The organism is Methylosinus sp. sav-2, from assembly GCF_004366495.1.
Taxonomy (GTDB): domain Bacteria; phylum Pseudomonadota; class Alphaproteobacteria; order Rhizobiales; family Beijerinckiaceae; genus Methylosinus.
The window spans coordinates 234289-250842 of sequence record NZ_SOEJ01000003.1; the positions used below are offsets into that span (position 1 = coordinate 234289).

Annotated in this window: 15 protein-coding genes; 5 read left to right on the forward strand and 10 right to left on the reverse strand. The window is 66.8% G+C overall.

Going from position 1 to position 16554, the window contains the following annotated elements; translation table 11 throughout:
• The first annotated feature begins 109 nt into the window (after positions 1–109).
• Positions 110–664 (forward strand): DUF2478 domain-containing protein, encoded by a 555-nt coding sequence (locus EDE12_RS09700; RefSeq protein ID WP_026598672.1) that lies wholly within the window; start codon positions 110–112, stop codon positions 662–664.
• Here EDE12_RS09700 and EDE12_RS09705 read toward each other — a convergent pair.
• Complete coding sequence (locus EDE12_RS09705; RefSeq protein ID WP_026598673.1) at positions 643–1596, reverse strand: DUF817 domain-containing protein; 954 nt, start codon at positions 1594–1596, stop codon at positions 643–645. The genes EDE12_RS09700 and EDE12_RS09705 overlap by 22 nt on opposite strands.
• An 8-nt stretch (positions 1597–1604) precedes the next feature.
• Positions 1605–2663, reverse strand: coding sequence for an amino acid ABC transporter substrate-binding protein (locus tag EDE12_RS09710; protein ID WP_245267311.1), 1059 nt, complete (start codon positions 2661–2663; stop codon positions 1605–1607).
• A 97-nt stretch (positions 2664–2760) separates the two neighbouring features.
• On the opposite strand from EDE12_RS09710, the gene metC reads away from it, so the two are divergent.
• Both metC and EDE12_RS09720 read left to right on the forward strand, forming a co-directional pair.
• On the forward strand, positions 2761–3945 hold the full coding sequence (gene metC / locus EDE12_RS09715; RefSeq protein ID WP_026598674.1) for a cystathionine beta-lyase: 1185 nt from the start codon (positions 2761–2763) through the stop codon (positions 3943–3945).
• A 109-nt stretch (positions 3946–4054) separates the two neighbouring features.
• Positions 4055–4309: a hypothetical protein gene (locus EDE12_RS09720; RefSeq protein WP_024879989.1), complete on the forward strand. Its 255-nt coding sequence runs from the start codon at positions 4055–4057 to the stop codon at positions 4307–4309.
• 117 nt (positions 4310–4426) lie between these two features.
• On the opposite strand, the gene EDE12_RS09725 is transcribed toward EDE12_RS09720, so the two are convergent.
• The 7 genes from EDE12_RS09725 to EDE12_RS09755 all read right to left on the reverse strand — a co-directional run bounded on the left by EDE12_RS09725 (position 4427) and on the right by EDE12_RS09755 (position 14124).
• Positions 4427–6523, reverse strand: a complete 2097-nt coding sequence (locus tag EDE12_RS09725; protein ID WP_024879990.1) for a membrane protein — start codon at positions 6521–6523, stop codon at positions 4427–4429.
• The gene (locus EDE12_RS09730) at positions 6520–9300 is read right to left on the reverse strand and encodes a DUF4159 domain-containing protein (RefSeq protein WP_083967030.1); all 2781 of its coding nucleotides are present in this window, start codon (positions 9298–9300) and stop codon (positions 6520–6522) included. Before EDE12_RS09730 ends, EDE12_RS09725 begins: the two co-directional genes overlap by 4 nt.
• Positions 9300–10229, reverse strand: coding sequence for a DUF58 domain-containing protein (locus tag EDE12_RS09735; protein ID WP_084768506.1), 930 nt, complete (start codon positions 10227–10229; stop codon positions 9300–9302). Before EDE12_RS09735 ends, EDE12_RS09730 begins: the two co-directional genes overlap by 1 nt.
• A gap of 1 nt (position 10230) precedes the next feature.
• Positions 10231–11223, reverse strand: coding sequence for a MoxR family ATPase (locus tag EDE12_RS09740; protein ID WP_024879993.1), 993 nt, complete (start codon positions 11221–11223; stop codon positions 10231–10233).
• 168 nt (positions 11224–11391) lie between these two features.
• Complete coding sequence (locus EDE12_RS09745) at positions 11392–11910, reverse strand: TadE/TadG family type IV pilus assembly protein (RefSeq protein ID WP_024879994.1); 519 nt, start codon at positions 11908–11910, stop codon at positions 11392–11394.
• Entirely contained in the window at positions 11903–12343 is a 441-nt protein-coding gene (locus EDE12_RS09750) for a hypothetical protein (RefSeq protein WP_134188067.1), read from the reverse strand. The genes EDE12_RS09745 and EDE12_RS09750 overlap by 8 nt, the downstream gene beginning before the upstream one ends.
• A gap of 68 nt (positions 12344–12411) precedes the next feature.
• Positions 12412–14124 carry a pilus assembly protein TadG-related protein gene (locus tag EDE12_RS09755; protein ID WP_026598676.1) on the reverse strand — a complete coding sequence of 571 codons (1713 nt, stop codon included), beginning with the start codon at positions 14122–14124 and terminating at the stop codon, positions 12412–12414.
• A gap of 385 nt (positions 14125–14509) precedes the next feature.
• Between EDE12_RS09755 and EDE12_RS09760 the strand changes: the two genes are divergently transcribed.
• Positions 14510–14770, forward strand: a complete 261-nt coding sequence (locus EDE12_RS09760; protein ID WP_024879997.1) for a DUF6111 family protein — start codon at positions 14510–14512, stop codon at positions 14768–14770.
• 1 nt (position 14771) lies between these two features.
• A complete protein-coding gene (locus EDE12_RS09765) occupies positions 14772–16019 on the forward strand; it encodes a CCA tRNA nucleotidyltransferase (protein WP_036290883.1) in 1248 nt (415 codons plus the stop codon).
• Here the strand turns inward: EDE12_RS09765 and EDE12_RS09770 are convergent.
• Positions 16011–16274, reverse strand: a complete 264-nt coding sequence (locus EDE12_RS09770) for a hypothetical protein (protein ID WP_051592468.1) — start codon at positions 16272–16274, stop codon at positions 16011–16013. The genes EDE12_RS09765 and EDE12_RS09770 overlap by 9 nt on opposite strands.
• Positions 16275–16554 lie beyond the last annotated feature (280 nt).

A 16554-nucleotide genomic window follows, 5' to 3' on the forward strand; every position in this document is an offset into this window, starting at 1 on the left:
AGCCTCGCCGAGCAAGGCCGGCCCGCTCCGCCGATCACGCGAGGATAGGCGAGTCCGCCGCGTCTTTCGACAGAAATCGCGACGTGAGGCCCTTACCGGAAAACCCGAAATGACCCTTTATGCTTCCTTGCCTGCAACGGCGCCGATCGCCGCCCTTCCCGGCGAGCCGAGCGCTCAAGCGCAGGCGCTGATCGCCGATTTCGCGCAGCGTCTCGCTGAGAGCGGAGCGCGCGTCGCCGGCGTCACTCAGGCGCGCATCCTCGACGAAGCGACCGGCCGCAGCCGCATCGTGCTGCGTGACGTCGCCGAAGGCGCGCTCTATGCGATCTCGCAGGATTTGGGGGCAGGCTCGGTCGCCTGCAATCTCGACTCGAGCGAATTGGCGCTCGCTTGCGCCTCGATAGAGCGGCGCGTCGCCGAAGGCGTCGATCTCGTCGTCATCAGCAAGTTCAGCAAGCAGGAGGCCTCGCGCGGCGGCCTCGCCGACGCATTCCGCGCTTCCATGCTGGCCAAGGTTCCCGTGGTGACGGCGGTGTCGCCGCATTACGTCGAGGAGTGGCGCCAATTCGCCGGCCCTCTGGCGGAGTTCCTCGCGCATGATCTCGATGCGCTCTTCGCCTGGTGGGAGCGCGCGCAAAAGGCTCAGCTCACGGGCGCGGAATGATCCTCCGCCAAGCGGCGGCGATGACGCTCGCGTGAAAGCTCCAGCGGCTCGGCGTCCGGCTCGCGCGGCTGCTTGACCGCGATGACCAGCGCATAGCTCACGATCTGCAACAAGAACCATGAGCCGAGCTTGGCCGCGCCGACCGGCGACCAGACCGCGAGCTGGCTCGGATAGAGCCAGGTACGGGTGAAGGTTCCGATATTCTCGGCGAGAAAGATGAAGCTCGCGGCGAGCAGCGCCGCCAGCAGCAGCGGCATCGACCGCCAGCTATGATGCACGCGGTAGAAAATCCAGGTGCGCGCAAACAGCGCCGCTGTCCCCGCGTACAGCGCGATCCGCAAATCCCACAGGTAATGGTGCAGGAAGAAATTGGCGTAGATCGCCACGGCGAGCGTGGCGACCATCCAAATCGGAGGATGGCGGATGAAGCGGAAATCGAACACCATCCAGGCGCGCATCATATAGCTGCCGATCGCCGCATACATAAAGCCGGTGAAGAGCGGAACGCCGCCGATGCGGAAAAAGGCCGGATCGGGGTAGATCCAGGAGCCGACCGCAGTCTTGAACACCTCCATCGCCGTGCCGACGAAATGAAACAGCAGGATCACCTTGGCTTCCTGCAGGCTCTCGAACCGCGTCGCGAGCAGCAGCGCCTGAATAGCGAGCGCGGCGAGGAAGAGAAAATCATAGCGCGCGAGGACAAATTCGCGCGGATAGAAGAAATGCGTCGCGATCAGCAGCCCAACCATCAGAAAACCGAACAGGCACGACCACGCCTGCTTCACGCCGAAGCGTAGAAACTCGTACGTCAGGCGCCGCAATGGCCGCTGCGACGCCCAGCGCGCGAGGCGCGCCTCGGCGATGGCGAAACGCGCCAATGGCGCCCATTGCGCCGCCGCGCTGGCGCGAGGATCGAGAAAGTCCGGCTCCATATTCCCGCTTACCGCACCGGCGGCGCATATATCAGCCCGCCCTTGGTCCACAGCGCGTTGAGCCGGCGCTCCAGGCCGATGGGCGAGCCGGCGCCGAGATTGCGCTCGAAGACCTCGCCGTAATTGCCGACATGCTTGACGATGCGATAGGCCCAATCGGCCTCGAGCCCCAGCCCGTCGACGCGGCCGCCGTCGACGCCGAGCAGGCGCCGCACGCGCGGATCGGCCGATTTCAGCTGCTCATCTGCATTGGCGGAGGTCACGCCCAGCTCTTCCGCATCGACCATGGCGAAATGCGTCCAGCGCACAATGTCGAACCATTGGTCGTCGCCTTGCCGCACGATGGGGCCGAGCGGCTCCTTGTCGATGAGCTCGGGCAGAATCGCATGTTCGGCGGGCGCGGCCAACTCTTGCCGCTTGGCGGCGAGCGTCGAGAGATCGGCGGTCAGCGCCTCGCATTTGGCCTCGGAATAGGCCTTGGCCGCCTCCTCGAATGTCGGGAACAGCTTGGGCTCGATCGGCTTCACGCCCTCGCGATGAAAATCGACGAGATCGAGCTCGAAGGGCGTACCCTGCTGCACGCAGACGGAGAGGCCGCCGAGATCGCGCAGCGCGGCGACGGATTTTTTGCGCGCGAGAAATCCCTGTCCGTCGAAAAAGCTGATCGCCGCATAGGAGAGTCCCTGCCCGGCGTCGCGCGCCAGAGTCCAGGCGGCGCCGCGCGCCAGGAGATCCACGACTCCCGATTGTAGCGCCTTCACGCGATCCTTGGCGGAGAGCGTCACGAAGCGCATTTTTTCTGGATCGTCGAAAATGGCGGCGGCGAGCGCGCGGCAGAAATCGACGTCGAAGCCGCTCCAGCGGCCGGCCTCGTCCTGATGCGCGAAGCCCGGCAGGCCATTGCTCGCGCCGCAGATCAGAAAGCCGCGCTTTTGCGCTTGCTCGAGCGTCGAGGCGTCGGCGCCGGCGGCGAGCAGCAGAGCGCCCGCGATAAGAATGTTGCGGAACAGGCGAGAGATCATGTCCGACTCTGGATTGGGCTCGGGCGACCGGCGATCATTGGACAATTGCTCCTCTTTCGCCCATGTCCTGCGCGAACAGTCTATACTGCGGCGCGGACGAAGCCGCCGCAATTGCGTTCGCAGAAAGGCCGATGAGCGAGACATGAGCGAGACTAGAGGACAATCTGGGCGAAAAAAGAAAAGCCGCACCCGCCTGGTCCACGCCGGGCGCGAGCCCTCCGAGCAATTCGGCTTCGTCAACACGCCGATCTATCGCGGCTCCACCGTGCTGTTTCCCGACACGGCGTCCCTGCTCGCCAATCGCGGCGCCTATACTTACGCCACCAAGGGCACGCCGACGACGCGCGCGCTCGAGGAGGCTTGGATCGACGTCGCCGGCGCGGCGGATGCGGTCGCCGTCCCCTCCGGCCTCGCTGCGATCACCCTCGCTCTGCTGACGGCGCTGAAGGCCGGCGACCATCTGCTCGTCACCGATTCCTGCTATCTGCCGGCGCGCATGTTCTGCGACAGCGTGCTGAAGCGCCTCGGCGTCGAGACGACCTATTACGATCCGCGCATCGGCGCCGACATCGCCGCGCTGATGCGGCCGAACACGACGGCCATATTGACAGAGTCGCCCGGCTCGCAGACGCTCGAGGTGCAAGATATTCCCGCCATCGCCGAGGTCGCCCATGCGCGCGGCGCCTGCGTCGTCCTCGACAACACTTGGGCGACGCCGCTCTTCTTTCCGCCGCATGAGCGCGGGGTCGATCTCGCCATAGAGGCCGGCACCAAATATCTCGCCGGCCATTCCGATCTTCTTCTCGGCCTCGTTTCGGCGAATGAGAAATGGGCCAAGCGTCTGCGCGCCACCTACAACGCCTTCGCCATCTGCCCCGGTCCCGAGGATGTCTTTCTCGCGCTGCGCGGCATGCGCACAATGGAATTGCGTCTGCGCGAGGCGGAGCGCGCCGGCCTCGAGATGGCGCGCTGGCTCGCCGAGCGCGAGGAGGTCGCCGAGGTGATCCATCCCGCTCTCGAGAACCACGCCGACCACGCTTTGTGGAAGCGCGACTTTCTCGGCTCGACCGGATTGTTCTCCTTCATCTTGAAGCCGGTTCCGTCGGAGGCCGTCGCCGCCATGCTGGATGGGCTCGAGCTGTTCGGCCTCGGCTATTCCTGGGGCGGCTTCGAGAGCCTCGCTCTGCCCTTCGATTGCGGCTCCTATCGCACCGCGACTGAATGGGCGCCCGGCGGTCCGGCGATAAGGCTCTCGATCGGGCTCGAGGATCTGGACGATCTGAAGGAGGATCTCGACGCCGGCTTCGCGCGGCTGCGGAGAGCGTAAGCATCGCATTGAATAGGTAGTTCCCCTTGATTTCGCATATGCGCGAAAACGCATACCTAAGCAGCAAGCGCGACGGAGTGTCGCGGGCGGACTCGAGGGGAGCAGTTCGATGCGTGACGGAGCTTTCGATCTGACGCCCACCTCTAATGAGGCCATGTTCGGCGTGCGGCCTTCGGCGCAGCATGAGGCGCTGCTGGCGTCCTATCTTCTCGGGCTCGGCCATGGGCCGGCCGTGGTGCGCGACCTCATTGTCGCCGATCTCGACGGCTTTCTGGATCTCGGGCTGAAGCGCCGCGCGGCGGATCAGCTCGTCGTGCTGCGCGCCTTTCTCGCGCGATTTCCAGAAATGACGCGCTCGAGCTGATCGCCCCTCTTGCGCAGAAAAAATCAGCTCCTATTCTCTTCATAGATCGAGCGCCGCGAGCGCGGCCGCTCGCATGAGACGCCCCGACCTCGGATGAACAGGCGGGGCGTTTTCGCGTCAGCGCCGTCCTTCCCAGCCCCGTCCTTCCCAGCCCCAAGCCAGCACGATCATGCCGAGCAGCGCCGCGAGGCCCCAGAGGCCGATCGCGAGCGGCGCCGTCTCGACGCCCTTGAGCTCGCTCGCGCCAGTGCGCTTCACGCCGATGTAATCGGCGCCGCCGAAGACCGAAGCTTCGCGCATCTCCACCACGCGCGGCAGCGTGACGGCGCCGCTCGCGTCTTTCGACAGACGTCGCACCGTGCCGCCGCTTGCCTCGGCGAGAGGCTTCAGCTTCTCGGTGGTGGAGACCACCTCGCGAAACTCGCGCGGATTCTCCGGGCCGACATTGACCAGCGCCGTCAGCTCGCCGCTCTGAAAGCGATAGAGCCCCATCTCCTTCGCCGCATGATGCGCGCGCGCGAGGCCGGGCTCGGCGGGCGCGAGCGCGATCTGCGACGTCGCGCCGGAGGGCGTCGTCATCGTCACCGTGTCGATCTTCTCCTCGAGGCTCTGGCGCTCGATGGCGATGTCATGGCCGTGGGCGCTGGCGCGCAGAGCCTCCTCCTCGAGATCGGGCTCCTTCATCAGCCAATGAGCGAGGCGGCGCATCAGATCGACATGCGGGCCGCCGCCCTCATAGCCGCGCGCCCACAGCCACATCTGATCCGTGAGCAGAGCGGCGACGCGACCCTTGCCCTCACGTGAGAGCACGAGCAGCGGCTTGTCATTGGCGCCGGTGAGGATGGAATTGCCCTTCACCACTTCCGCATCGACCTGGCGGAACCAATCGCCCCAGGCGGGAGGATTGCTCCGCGCGCCCTCTAGCCCGCGCGTGACCGGGTGCTTCTCGCCATCCTTGCTCACATGGGCGCGAAAGGCGCGCTCATAGAGCGAGCCGTCCGGCCGCGCCGGAATGATGCTCTCCAGCGGCGAATAATAGAGCCCCTGCACCGTCGCGAAATCCGGCCCCGTCGCGACAAGAAAGGCGCCGCCATTGTCGACATAGTGGAGGATGTTGTCGAAATAGACGGAGGGCAGGATCGTCTGGTTCGAATAGCGATCGAAGATGATGAGATCGAACTCGTTGATCTTGCGCCCGAAGAGATCGGCCGTCGGAAAAGCGATCAATGAGAGCTCGTGCGGCGGCGTGCCGTCGAGCTTCTCCGGCGGCCGCAAAATCGTGAAATGCACGAGATCGACATTGGCGTCGGAGCGCAGAAGATTGCGCCAGCTGCGCTCGCCGGGATGCGGCTCGCCGGAGACGAGCAGAACCTTGAGCTTGTCGCGCACGCCCTCTATGGTGACGACGGCCTTATTGTTGACGGCGGTCAGCTCGCCGGGCAGCGCCTCCACCTCGAGCTCGACGACATTGGCGCCGCCATGCTCGACGCGCAGCGGAATGTCGACGATTTCGCCGGCCCGCGCGACGATGGGCTCGAGCGCCTGCCCGTCGCGGCGCGTCGTGATGACGACCGGCTCCGTCCCGCCGAGATTGCTGTCGACGACGCGGGCGCGGATCGTCTGATCCTTGCCGACAATGCCGAAGCGCGGCGCCTCGACCAGCTCGAGCCTGCGGTCGCGCTCGCCCTCATGGCCGGTGACGAGCACATGCAGCGGCGCCTTGAAGCCGAGCGCGGCGGCGTTCGCCGGAATGTCGTGAACGATTCCGTCCGTCACCATGATCGCGGCGCCGATGCGCTCGCGCGGAACGTCCTTCAGCCCCTCTTCCAGAGCCTGGAACAATCTCGTCCCGTCGGCCTCGGCGCCGGGACGTGCGGCGTCGATGAAGCGCGGCTCTATATCGCCGAGCTTTTGCAGCGCCGGCTCGAGCGCCGCCTTCGCCGCCTCGGTCTGCGCCATGCGCTCGCCGAAGCTCTGGCTCTCGCTGCGATCGAGCACGATGGGAACGATTGTCCTCAGAGGCTCGCGCTGCTCGCGCACCAATGAAGGATCGGTGAGCGCCAGCAGCACGAGCGCCAATGTCGCAAGGCGCAGCGGCGCGCCGCGCCCGCCGGCGCGCAGAGACAAAAGCGCGATGATAATCGCAGCCACGCTCAGCGCGGCGAGCGCGGGCCAGGGTAGCAACGGCGTGAAGGAGAGGGACAGCTCGCTCATTGGCCGAGCCGCTCCAATAGGTCGCGGACATGGACCTGATCGGATTTGTAATTGCCGGTCAGCGTGTACATCACCAGATTGACGCCGCCGCGTATGGCGAGCTCGCGCTGACGCGCGCCGCCGGGCGTCAACGTGTAGAGCGGCTGGCCATTGCGATCCGCCGCCCAGGCGCCGGCGAGATCATTGGAGGTTATCACCACAGAGGACACGCTATCGGTCGCGCGCACGGGGCGCGCGGGATCGTCCTTGCTCTCTGGCGGCAGCGCCTCGACCCAGGTCTTGCCGTTGATCGTGCGGCCGAAGAAGCCGTCGAGCAAATAGAAGGTCTTGGTGATGACATGATCGCGCGGCGTGACTTCGAGCGGCGGAATGTCGAGATTGCGCGTGAGATCGCGCAGCCATTGCGTCTCCGGCGTCGGCGGCCCGCCCTCATGCGCGGTGAGCGCGTCGCGCGTGTCGAAGACAATGGTGCCGCCCTGCTTCAGATAGACGCCGATCTTGGCGACGGTCTGCGCCGAAGGCAGCGGCGCGGAAGCGACGATCGGCCAATAGAGCATGGGATAGAAGGCCAATTCGTCGCGCGCGGGATCGACGCCGACGGGCGCTCCAGGCGCGAAGGATGTGCGCTGATTGAGCGCGCGCGATAGAGCCTCGAGGCCGAGCTTGCTGGTCTCGTCGACGCGCGCGTCGCCGGAGACGACATAGGCGAGCCTTGTGGTCAGCGCCGCCTCGCGGTCGCGAGGCGAAGCGGCGGTGGGCGCGTCCTTGGCGCGAGCGCTCTGCGGCGCGGCGCTCAGAACAGCGAGCGCGCAAAAAGCGCCCAGGGCGATCGGCGCGGCGCGGCGCAATGCGCCAGACATTGACAGCAGGATCAGCCAATCGGCGAGCAGCGCGATAAAGACCAGCGCGAGCAGAAAGGGGCGCAGATCGATCGGCGCGCCGGCGCGCAGCGCTGAGACCGAGAGCCCCTGCCCGGCGAAATCGAAGGCGCGCAATTCGTCGCTCGCGCGCAGCGGCTGCACGGCGATGGGCGCATCGGCGGCGCCATAGAAGCCGGGCGGATGCTCGCGGCCGGAGCCGCCGTCATAGTCGCCGGCGATCGGCCGGGCGGTCGGCGGCGGCGCGCCGAGACGGCCGCGTCCGTCCAGAGTGACGAGCGGCGCCAGAGCCGGCGCATCGCTGCGCGGGCCGTCCTCGGCCCGGCGTGCGGCGGCCTCGCCGCTCTCGGCGGCGATCCTGTGCAGCATGTCGATGAAGAGGCCGGAGATCGGCAGATTGGACCAAGCGGCGTCGGCGCTCACATGAAACAGCACGATGAGCCCTTTGCCGCGCCGCTCGGCGGTGACGAGCGGCGTGCCGTCGGTGAGCGCGGCCCAGGTCTTGGCCGGCAGGCCCTGCTCCGGCTCGGCGAGAACCTGCCGCGTCACTGTCACCTCCTCGGGAACCGCGAGCCCGTAGAAAGGACTCGCCGGATCGAAGGGCGCGAGCTTCTTCGGCGTGTCCCAGGACATGGCGCCGCCGAGCACGCGTCCGTTGCGCCGCAGGCGCACGGGGGTGAGATCGTCGCCGGCGTTGGCGAGGCGCGCGCCGGCGAAGCGCAAGAGCACGCCGCCCTCCTCGACGAAACGGACCAGCGCCTCATGCGCGTCCGGCGGCAGAGCGCCGACATCGGCGAGGGCGACGATATTGGGCTGCTCGGCGATGAGGCCGGGCAAAGGATCGGCGGCGCCCGGCCGCGGCTCGCGCACCTCGGCGAAAGGCGCAAAGGCTTTTTGCAGATAATATTGCGGCTCCAGCAAAGGCTGCGCGAGATCGGCGCTCACGCCGCTCAGCACGGCGACGCGGCGAATCTTGGAGCGACCGTCGAGCAGCGCCACGGCGCCGGCCGAAGCCTCGCCGTCGAGGCGCAGCAGCGAGGCCTCATTGCGCAGCTCGATCGGCAGATCGAAACGCGCTTTCGCTTTTTCTCCCGCGCCGAAATCGAAATGCGCCTGCGCCAGCACGCGTCCCTGCTGGTCGAAGGCGGAAACGGAACCCGACGCCGGGGCGGCGGCGGAGGCGCGCGCGACCTCCACCTCGAGGCCGGCGGCGGCGTTCTGCGGCGCGAGAAGCGCGCGCGGAACATGATCGCTGGTCAGCGTCTCGACATTCGCGCCAGCGGCGGCGGCCGAGGTCAGCGCTTTGGCGAATTGGCTCGCCCCGCCCTGCGCCAATCCATCGGCGATCCAGACGATGCGCCCATGCGGATGGGCGGCGGCGAATTCGGCGAGCCGGGCGGCGGCGGCGGCGCGGTCCGGCGCATAGGGCTGCGGCGTGAGCGCGCGCAGGCGCTCGTCGATCTTGCCGCCGTCCTCTGGCGTCGGCGCGGCGTCGGCCTGCGACATGGGCAGCAGAGCGATCGTCGCGCCGGAACGCGCGGCGTCGGCGGCGAGAGCGCGCGCCGCCTCGAGGCGGGCGTCGAAATCCGGCGCCGCCGCCCAACCGTCGTCGATCGCGATCAGCAGCGGCGCGCCGGAGAAGGAGGCGGTCGCCGTCGGCGTGATCGCCGGGCCGGCCATGGCCAGAACGGCGAGGCCCGCGAGCGCGAGGCGCAGCGCCAATAGCCACCAGGGCGTGCGCGCGGGCGTCTCCTCGCGGCGCAGCAGATCGAAGAGCAGGCGGATCGGCGGGAAGACGATCTCGCGCGGGCGCGGCGGCGTCACCCGCAGCAGAAAATAGATGGCGGGCAGAGCGAGCAGCCCGATAAGCGCGAGCGGCGCGGCGAAGGTGAGGCCCATCAGACGCGCTCCAATCCAGAGGCGAGCGCGAAGCTCAAAGAAAGCGCCGCCTCCGCCGCAGGCCGGTCGGTTCGGTGGATATGCAGCGAGAAGCCGACATCGGCGGCGGCTTTGGCGATCTCGTCCCTATGCCGCGCGAGACGCTCGACATAGGCCTCCCGCCAGGATTGGGCGCGGCCGGCGCGCAGCTGCGCGCGACTGTCCGTGTCGAGAAAGATCGTCTCGCCTTCGAAGGGGAATGTCTCCTCCACCGGATCGGCGATCATCAGCAGCGCGCCGGCAGCGCCATTTCCCGCGAGCGTCGTCAGACGTTCGGAAAGCGCCTGCGGATCGCAGAGGAAGTCGGAAATGAGCAGAGCCTTGGCGCCGCCGGGCAGAGCCGCCGCCTCCGGCAATTCGCCGCGCGCCGCGCCGCCTGCTGCGACGAGCGCCTGCGCGAGTCGCTCGATGATGTCGCGCGTCGACATGGGATGCGTGAGACCGAGCAGCCCGATCCTTTCGCCGCCGCGCATGAGCACGTCGGCGAGCGCGAGACCGAGCGTCAATGCGCGATCGAGCTTGGGCTCCATCGCCAGAGAGGAGACGAAGCCCATGGAGGGCGAGCAGTCCATCCACAGAAAATAGGAATGGGCGGCCTCCCATTCCCGCTCGCGCACGAAGAGACGATCGTCGCGCGCCGAGCGGCGCCAGTCGATGCGATGCGCCGCCTCTCCGGCGCCGAAGGGCCGGAATTGCCAGAAATTCTCGCCCGTTCCGGCGCGCCTTCGGCCATGCGCGCCATGGACGACGGTCGCCGCCACTTCCCGCGCGCGGATGACGATATCCGGCAGCCGGCTGGCGAGCTCGGTGGCGTCTATGCCGCGGGCGCTCGGCGCGAGCCGCTCGGCAATGTCGAAAGCCTCGGTGGAAACCGCCGGTCCCGCCGCCACCTCAGCCGATCCTCGAGACGAGCTTCTCGACGAGGCCGGCGATGGTCTTGCCCTGCGCGCGCGCGGCGAAGGTCAGCGCCATGCGATGGCGTAGCGCCGGCGCGGCGAGCGCGGCCACATCGTCCAGCGACGGCGACAGCCGCCCGGCGAGCAGCGCGCGGGCGCGCGTTGCGAGCATGAGGGACTGCGCCGCACGCGGGCCGGGACCCCAGGCGACATGGGGCGCGATCTCTGGATCGCCCTCCCCCGGCCGCGCGGCGCGCACGAGATCGAGTATCGCATCGACGACCTTGTCGCCGACCGGCAATTGCCGCACCAGCCTCTGCGCCGCGATCAGCTCCTGCGCAGAGAGAGTCTTGCGCGCCTCGATCACACGATCGCCCGTCGTCTCCAGCAATATGCGCCGCTCGCTGGCGCGGTCGGGATAATCGACGTCGATCTGGAGAAGAAAACGATCGAGCTGCGCCTCCGGCAGAGGATAAGTTCCCTCCTGCTCCAGCGGATTTTGCGTCGCCAGCACATGGAAGGGCCGCGGCAGATCGTGACGCTCGCCGGCGACGCTCACATGATATTCCTGCATCGCCTGCAGCAGCGCCGATTGCGTGCGCGGCGAGGCGCGGTTGATCTCGTCCGCCATCAGCAATTGCGCGAAGATCGGGCCTTTGACGAAGCGGAAGACGCGCTTTTTATCGGCGGTCTCCTCGAGCACCTCGGAGCCCAGAATATCGGCCGGCAGAAGATCGGGCGTGAATTGCACGCGCCGCTCATCGAGGCCGAGCACGCGGCCCAATGTCTCGACGAGCTTGGTCTTGGCGAGGCCCGGCACGCCGACGAGCAGGCCGTGTCCGCCGGCGAGCAGAGTGACGAGCGCCTGCTCGACCGCCTCCTCCTGACCGAAGATCACGGTGGAGACGGCGGCGCGGGCGCGGCCGATCTCTTCCAGGACACGCTCGGCTGCGGCGGCGGGAGCGCTCGCCAAATCTTGCTCGGTCATTGACTGTCCTTCGATCGGCGACGACGGCGGCGTCGCAGTTTCCCCCTAGGATAAGCCGGAAAGGACGCTTGTCGACGTTAAAGAATGTTTAATTTCGGCCGGAGGCGCGGCGCGCCCGTACAAACGGGTTCGCCGGCAAAAATGGCTTTTTGACGCTCGCAACCGCGCTCAGAGGGAATAGCGCGAGGATAAGGAGACGCTGATCCCGATCAGGAGATTATAGACATAGACGCTCTGCGCGACGATGCGCGTGTCGCCACTCATCATATTGGTGGTGATGCCCGAATTATTGGCGGTCGGCGCCGTCGCCGTCATGTAGAGCACGGTTTCCGAGATCGAGCCGCTGGTCATGGATTTTGCCAAATATCGCACCGACACATTGAGGTTGGCGGGCGCCGTGGCGCCCTGCATCACAAAAATAATGTTTCCGAGAATGGTTTTCGCGCTGGTTGGAAGCGAGGCGTTGGCGGTCGACGTCGCCGGCGTGACGAGCGTCTGCGCCGTCCAGGCGAGGGATTCGGTCATTTGCGCGACATTGCGATAGGCGAGCAAGGCCCGGCAGCTCTCGACGACGCCGAGCATCAGCATGACGAGAACCGGCGCGAGCAATCCGAACTCGACCGCGACGATGCCGCTCCGCGCGCGATGTCCACGAAAACCGAAGCGTGCAAAAGCGCGCTCACGCATTGGGCGTCACCGTGACGACGGAATAATCGATCTTCTTGTTCACTATGCTCGACCAGACATTGTTGGCGAGCAGATTGAACGGCACGAGGCTCGTGCGCTTGGCGACGACGCGAACCAGCACGGCCGAGGACGCCCCCGGCAGCGAGAAGCTGTCCGCCGTCGGTTGCGTCGGCATGGAGGCCATGGCCGTCGTCGAGAGCGGCGAGACGGAGACGATCACATCCTGCGCCTTCTGCGTCGCCATATTGGCGCCGAGCACGATGGTCTTCGCGGAGGCCGCGTCGGTCGGCGGCGAGGAGGAGGAGCTGATCGCGCGGGCGAGCAGGAAGGCGCCGGTCTGAATCGCGCTCGTCTCCATGTAATTGATGCCGAGCTGGATCACCGAGATCACGGTGAAGATCAGCACGGGCGACAAGAAGGCGAATTCGACCACGCTCGCGCCGGAGCAATTGCGCGCGAACGTTCTCGCGCGCGTCTTCCCTAGCTGTTTCCCTCGCTGCTTCACTTGCCCGCCTCCGTCGCGGCGGCGATTTGCGCGTCTCTCGCGGTCGCGAGCCATATGTCCTCGATCATGATCGGCGCGCCATTGCGAATGGCGTGAGACTGCATCTTCATATGGCCGTCGGCGTCGATCGTCTTTTTCCAATTGGCGTCGATCGCGGTGACGCCGAGCGCGGCGAGAGTCTCGATCTCGCCGCGCTGCACGATTCCGTCGCCGTCGTCGATCCACACAGCGAGACCTTCGAGGTCGCGGCCCGTCAGGACGCCGGAGCCGCTATGATCGAGCTTGGCGAGCGTCTCGAACCCATCCGACGTCGTGTCGGTCGGGCCGAAGAGACGCGCAGAGGACATGTCCGTCTCGGCGCGGCCGTCGCGATTGTCGACGAGGAAACCTTGCCCATTGCCGGTGAGCCATTCGATGCGCGTCGGACCGTCCGGCGTGCGCAGCGAGACCGTGCGTCCGACCGCCCGGCGAATGGCGTCGATCGCCGTCGAGACTCCGGTCGTTTCTATGCGTCCGAGGCCGATGAGATCGAGCGCGATCGGCGAGCTGATGTCGTTGCAGGCGCCGTTGATATCCTCCCAGACCGCGTCCGTATGGCTTTTCACATAGACGAGCTTCCATCCGGCGCCGACGACGTCGGTCATCATGGTGCCGAATTTACCGGCTGCGACATTGAAGAGATAGGCCTGCTCGTCGGTGGTCGTGTAGACCGCGCCGCCAGCGCCCGTCACCTGCGTCACCGAGGCCGAAGCGGCGAAGCCCTTAGACACGTTGAATGTCACTGTGTAAGGGCCGGATTTCGCGCCATTCAGCACGGTCGTCGTGAGCGTGAGGGTGGAGAGCCCGGCGGACGGCGACGGCGAGAGGGAGACGGTTCCCGAATAGCTGGAATTGCTCATCGTCTCCGTGCGCGCGGAGCGCACATAGGCGCTGGCGGAGCAATAGGCCGATGACGACCCGCCGGAGCTCGACGAGCCGCCGCTCGAGCTGGACGAGGACGTGTATGGCAGAGCGTCCTCGCAGAATTGTGGCATGCTTCCGTCCTTGTTGACGTCATGGACGAAGACGCTGGTGGCGGCGGCCGTGGCGGCGGGAATGACGTAATCGGCGCTGATCACATTGCGCGAGAGCAGCTGCGTGGCGTTCGACGAATCGAGACTGGCGTAGCTCACGACATATTGCGTGGGGCTCGACGTCTGCGAGAGCGCCGCGAGCTTGCTCATGGCGAGCGTCTGGCCGGCGACATTATTGGCGGCGTAGATATAGGAGCCGCCCGTGCATTGATATTGCGTCGTCGAGGTCTTGGCGCATTGCGCTCGCACGGCGAGATCGGAGCCGCGATAGCCGAGCGCCGCGCCTAAGGTCGAGCGCACCGTCTGCGTCAAGGCCAGCGAATAGGTCGAGCCCGCATCGGTGAGGGAGACGGAAGCGCCGGAGGTCGAAGAATTGGAGCCGAGCTCGCCCGTGGCGTAGCGCCGCGCCATGGCGACGACGTCGCCCGAGGTCGGGTAATTCACCGTCGAGGCGCTGGAGATCTGCCGGCAAGTCGCGTCGGCGACCCGCTTCAGCCCCGCTTGCGTGTTCTGCACGCGATAAGTGTCGATCCCGAGCCCCACCGCGCCCACTAGAGCAAGCGCGGAAATGCCGAAAATGACGGCGACGGAGCCGAAGGAATCGTCGGCGAATGAGCGAGGCGCCGGTCTGCGCATGCGGGACTCCATGGTGCGACGAAACGCGCGCGAACGAGCGCTCCTTCCGAATGGCGGGGAGGACAGGCCGGAGTCCAACCGGCTCGACGGTGATGGCGTCATGCCGCGGATTTGGATCCGCACCGTCGTCTATGAGCGAACGAGAGACATTCGCGGGAGCCCGGGACACAAGGGGCTCGGGAAAAATTGGAAGCGAGAATGACCCCAAATCCTTTTCAAAAAATTGAGACGATTCCCGGCAGAGAGTTTGTGAGCAAGGCTAATTATTTGTAACTGCGCTAAAGTTAGCCGCGCTCGGCGCGCCTTCGCCGCGTGCTATGATCGCGCGAGGTTCAGCGCGGCGATTCCCACCCCGAGAAAATCGCCCTTCGTGCGAGGCGTCCCAATGTGGCGGGTCATCGTTCAACCGGCGTTGCTCTTCGTCACGCCTTTCGTCGCCTATGCGGTCTATCTTCTGGCGCGTCGGCGCTGGCCTTTCGTGGCCGCGCTATGGACGCGCGGCGTCGTCTCGTCGCTGACCATCGCCGGCCTCGCCATCGGCGTCGCCGGCTTTATTTTTCTCGCGCTGTTGTCGCCGCGCAACGAAGGGACCTATGTCCCGGCGCATATAGAGGACGGCCGGCTCGCGCCCGGCCGCTTTCAGTGATTTGCCGAACCGCCTGCTCGACAATCCCAAGATCATCCGCCTGCTCGAGGCCCTGCGCGCCACCGGCGGCGAGACGCGCATCGTCGGCGGCGCCGTGCGCGACTCGCTGCTCGGCCGTCCGCCGCATGAGATCGACCTCGCCACCGCCGCTCTGCCCGAGGCCGTGACCAAGGCGGCCGAGGCGGCGGGGCTCAAGAGCGTGCCGACCGGCATAGATCACGGCACGGTGACGATCGTCGTCGAGGGAACGCCCTTCGAGGTGACGACGCTGCGCGAGGATGTCGAGACCTTCGGCCGCCACGCCAAGGTGCGCTTCGGCGATGATTTCGAGAAGGACGCGCTGCGCCGCGACTTCACCATCAATGCGCTGTCTCTCTCGCCGGACGGGCGGCTGCATGATTACACCGGCGGACGCGAGGATATAGAGGCGCGCCGCGTGCGCTTTATCGGCGATCCTTCGACGCGTATCGCCGAGGATCATTTGCGCGTGCTGCGCTTCTTCCGCTTTCACGCCGCTTTCGGCGAGGGTCCGCTGGACGCCGCCGGGCTGCATGCGGCGATCATCGCCCGCGCGAGCCTCGCCAAGCTCTCCGGCGAGCGCATCCGCGCCGAGACGCTGAAGCTGCTCGCCGCGCCGCGGGCGGTGGAGGTGGCGCGCGAAATCTCGCAGGCGGGCGTGCTCGAGGTCGTCGTCGGCGCGAGCTTTCCGGCGCGGCTCGAGCGTCTGGTCGCGGTCGAGGCGGCGCTCTCCCGCGCCGCCGATCCGCTGCTGCGCCTCGGCGCGCTCTGCGTTCTCATTCCCGAGGACGCCGATCGGCTGCGCGATCGGCTGCGGCTCTCCAACGCCGAGCATCGCCGCCTCGCCCATGCGGCGCGTCTGCTGGAAGGGCTCCATGGCGCGATATCGCCGCCGCGGGAGCTGGAGCTGCTGCGGCTCCTCTTCGAGCAAGGCCGCGGAGCCGCCCGCGATGCGCTGGCGCTGGCCCATGCGGAGAGCCCCGCCGCCGCCGATGCGGAATTCTGGCTGCGGGGCGCGCGTTTCCTTGCCGAGACCCCGGCGCCGGATTTTCCCGTGAAGGCCGCCGATCTCATGGCGCGCGGGCTCACGCCCGGCCGCGCATTGGGCGCCGTGCTGAAGGAATTGCAGGCGAAATGGATCCGCGCCGGCTTCCCGCGCGATCCGGCGACGGTGACGCGGCTCGTCGAGGAGGCGGCGCGCGACGCCCTGCGCCCGCCGAGGCTACAATAGGCTGCGTCCGAACATCAGCACCGCCGCGAACAGGCAGAGCATGGCGACGACGAACAGAAGATCGGCGATCAGCTCGTAATTTACCGGCGTCCGCAGCTGCAGCAGCGAGACGAAGGAGAAGAGGCAGGCTCCGACGAAGCCGACCGCGGAGACCATGGCCACCTCGTCGAGCAGCGTGCTGTCGCTCACCTTGCTGATCTTGAGGCCGGTGATCAGCACGAAGCAGATGCCGAGCAGATTGGAGGCCGTGGTCAATGCCGGGGAAATTCAAGGTGGTCATGCCGGCAACCTCGCAATTCGAGGGCGAGTGACCCCCGCGCTATCGGTATAGGTGACGAGCTGATTTACGCTGGCCGAGTCCGCGCGATAGACGTAGCCGTATCCGCTCGGCGGGGCGGGCACGCCCTGAGAAAGGGCGGCAACAGAGGTGAGAGATAGTCCGAGACTGAGCATGGCATGTCCTTCTGCCGGCCGCCGCATCGCGAAGAGGATATCGGCGGCTTATTTGACCTGCAGTGGCCGATTCTCTAGATTT

What these genes read in the sequence shown, in the direction of transcription:
- EDE12_RS09700 (WP_026598672.1), top strand. Translation starts at nt 110, where the DNA reads ATGACCCTTTATGCTTCCTTGCCTGCAACGGCGCCGATCGCCGCCCTT.
- EDE12_RS09705 (WP_026598673.1), bottom strand. Translation starts at nt 1,596, where the DNA reads ATGGAGCCGGACTTTCTCGATCCTCGCGCCAGCGCGGCGGCGCAATGG.
- metC (WP_026598674.1), top strand. Translation starts at nt 2,761, where the DNA reads ATGAGCGAGACTAGAGGACAATCTGGGCGAAAAAAGAAAAGCCGCACC.
- EDE12_RS09720 (WP_024879989.1), top strand. Translation starts at nt 4,055, where the DNA reads ATGCGTGACGGAGCTTTCGATCTGACGCCCACCTCTAATGAGGCCATG.
- EDE12_RS09725 (WP_024879990.1), bottom strand. Translation starts at nt 6,523, where the DNA reads ATGAGCGAGCTGTCCCTCTCCTTCACGCCGTTGCTACCCTGGCCCGCG.
- EDE12_RS09730 (WP_083967030.1), bottom strand. Translation starts at nt 9,300, where the DNA reads ATGGGCCTCACCTTCGCCGCGCCGCTCGCGCTTATCGGGCTGCTCGCT.
- EDE12_RS09740 (WP_024879993.1), bottom strand. Translation starts at nt 11,223, where the DNA reads ATGACCGAGCAAGATTTGGCGAGCGCTCCCGCCGCCGCAGCCGAGCGT.
- EDE12_RS09745 (WP_024879994.1), bottom strand. Translation starts at nt 11,910, where the DNA reads ATGCGTGAGCGCGCTTTTGCACGCTTCGGTTTTCGTGGACATCGCGCG.
- EDE12_RS09755 (WP_026598676.1), bottom strand. Translation starts at nt 14,124, where the DNA reads ATGCGCAGACCGGCGCCTCGCTCATTCGCCGACGATTCCTTCGGCTCC.
- EDE12_RS09760 (WP_024879997.1), top strand. Translation starts at nt 14,510, where the DNA reads ATGTGGCGGGTCATCGTTCAACCGGCGTTGCTCTTCGTCACGCCTTTC.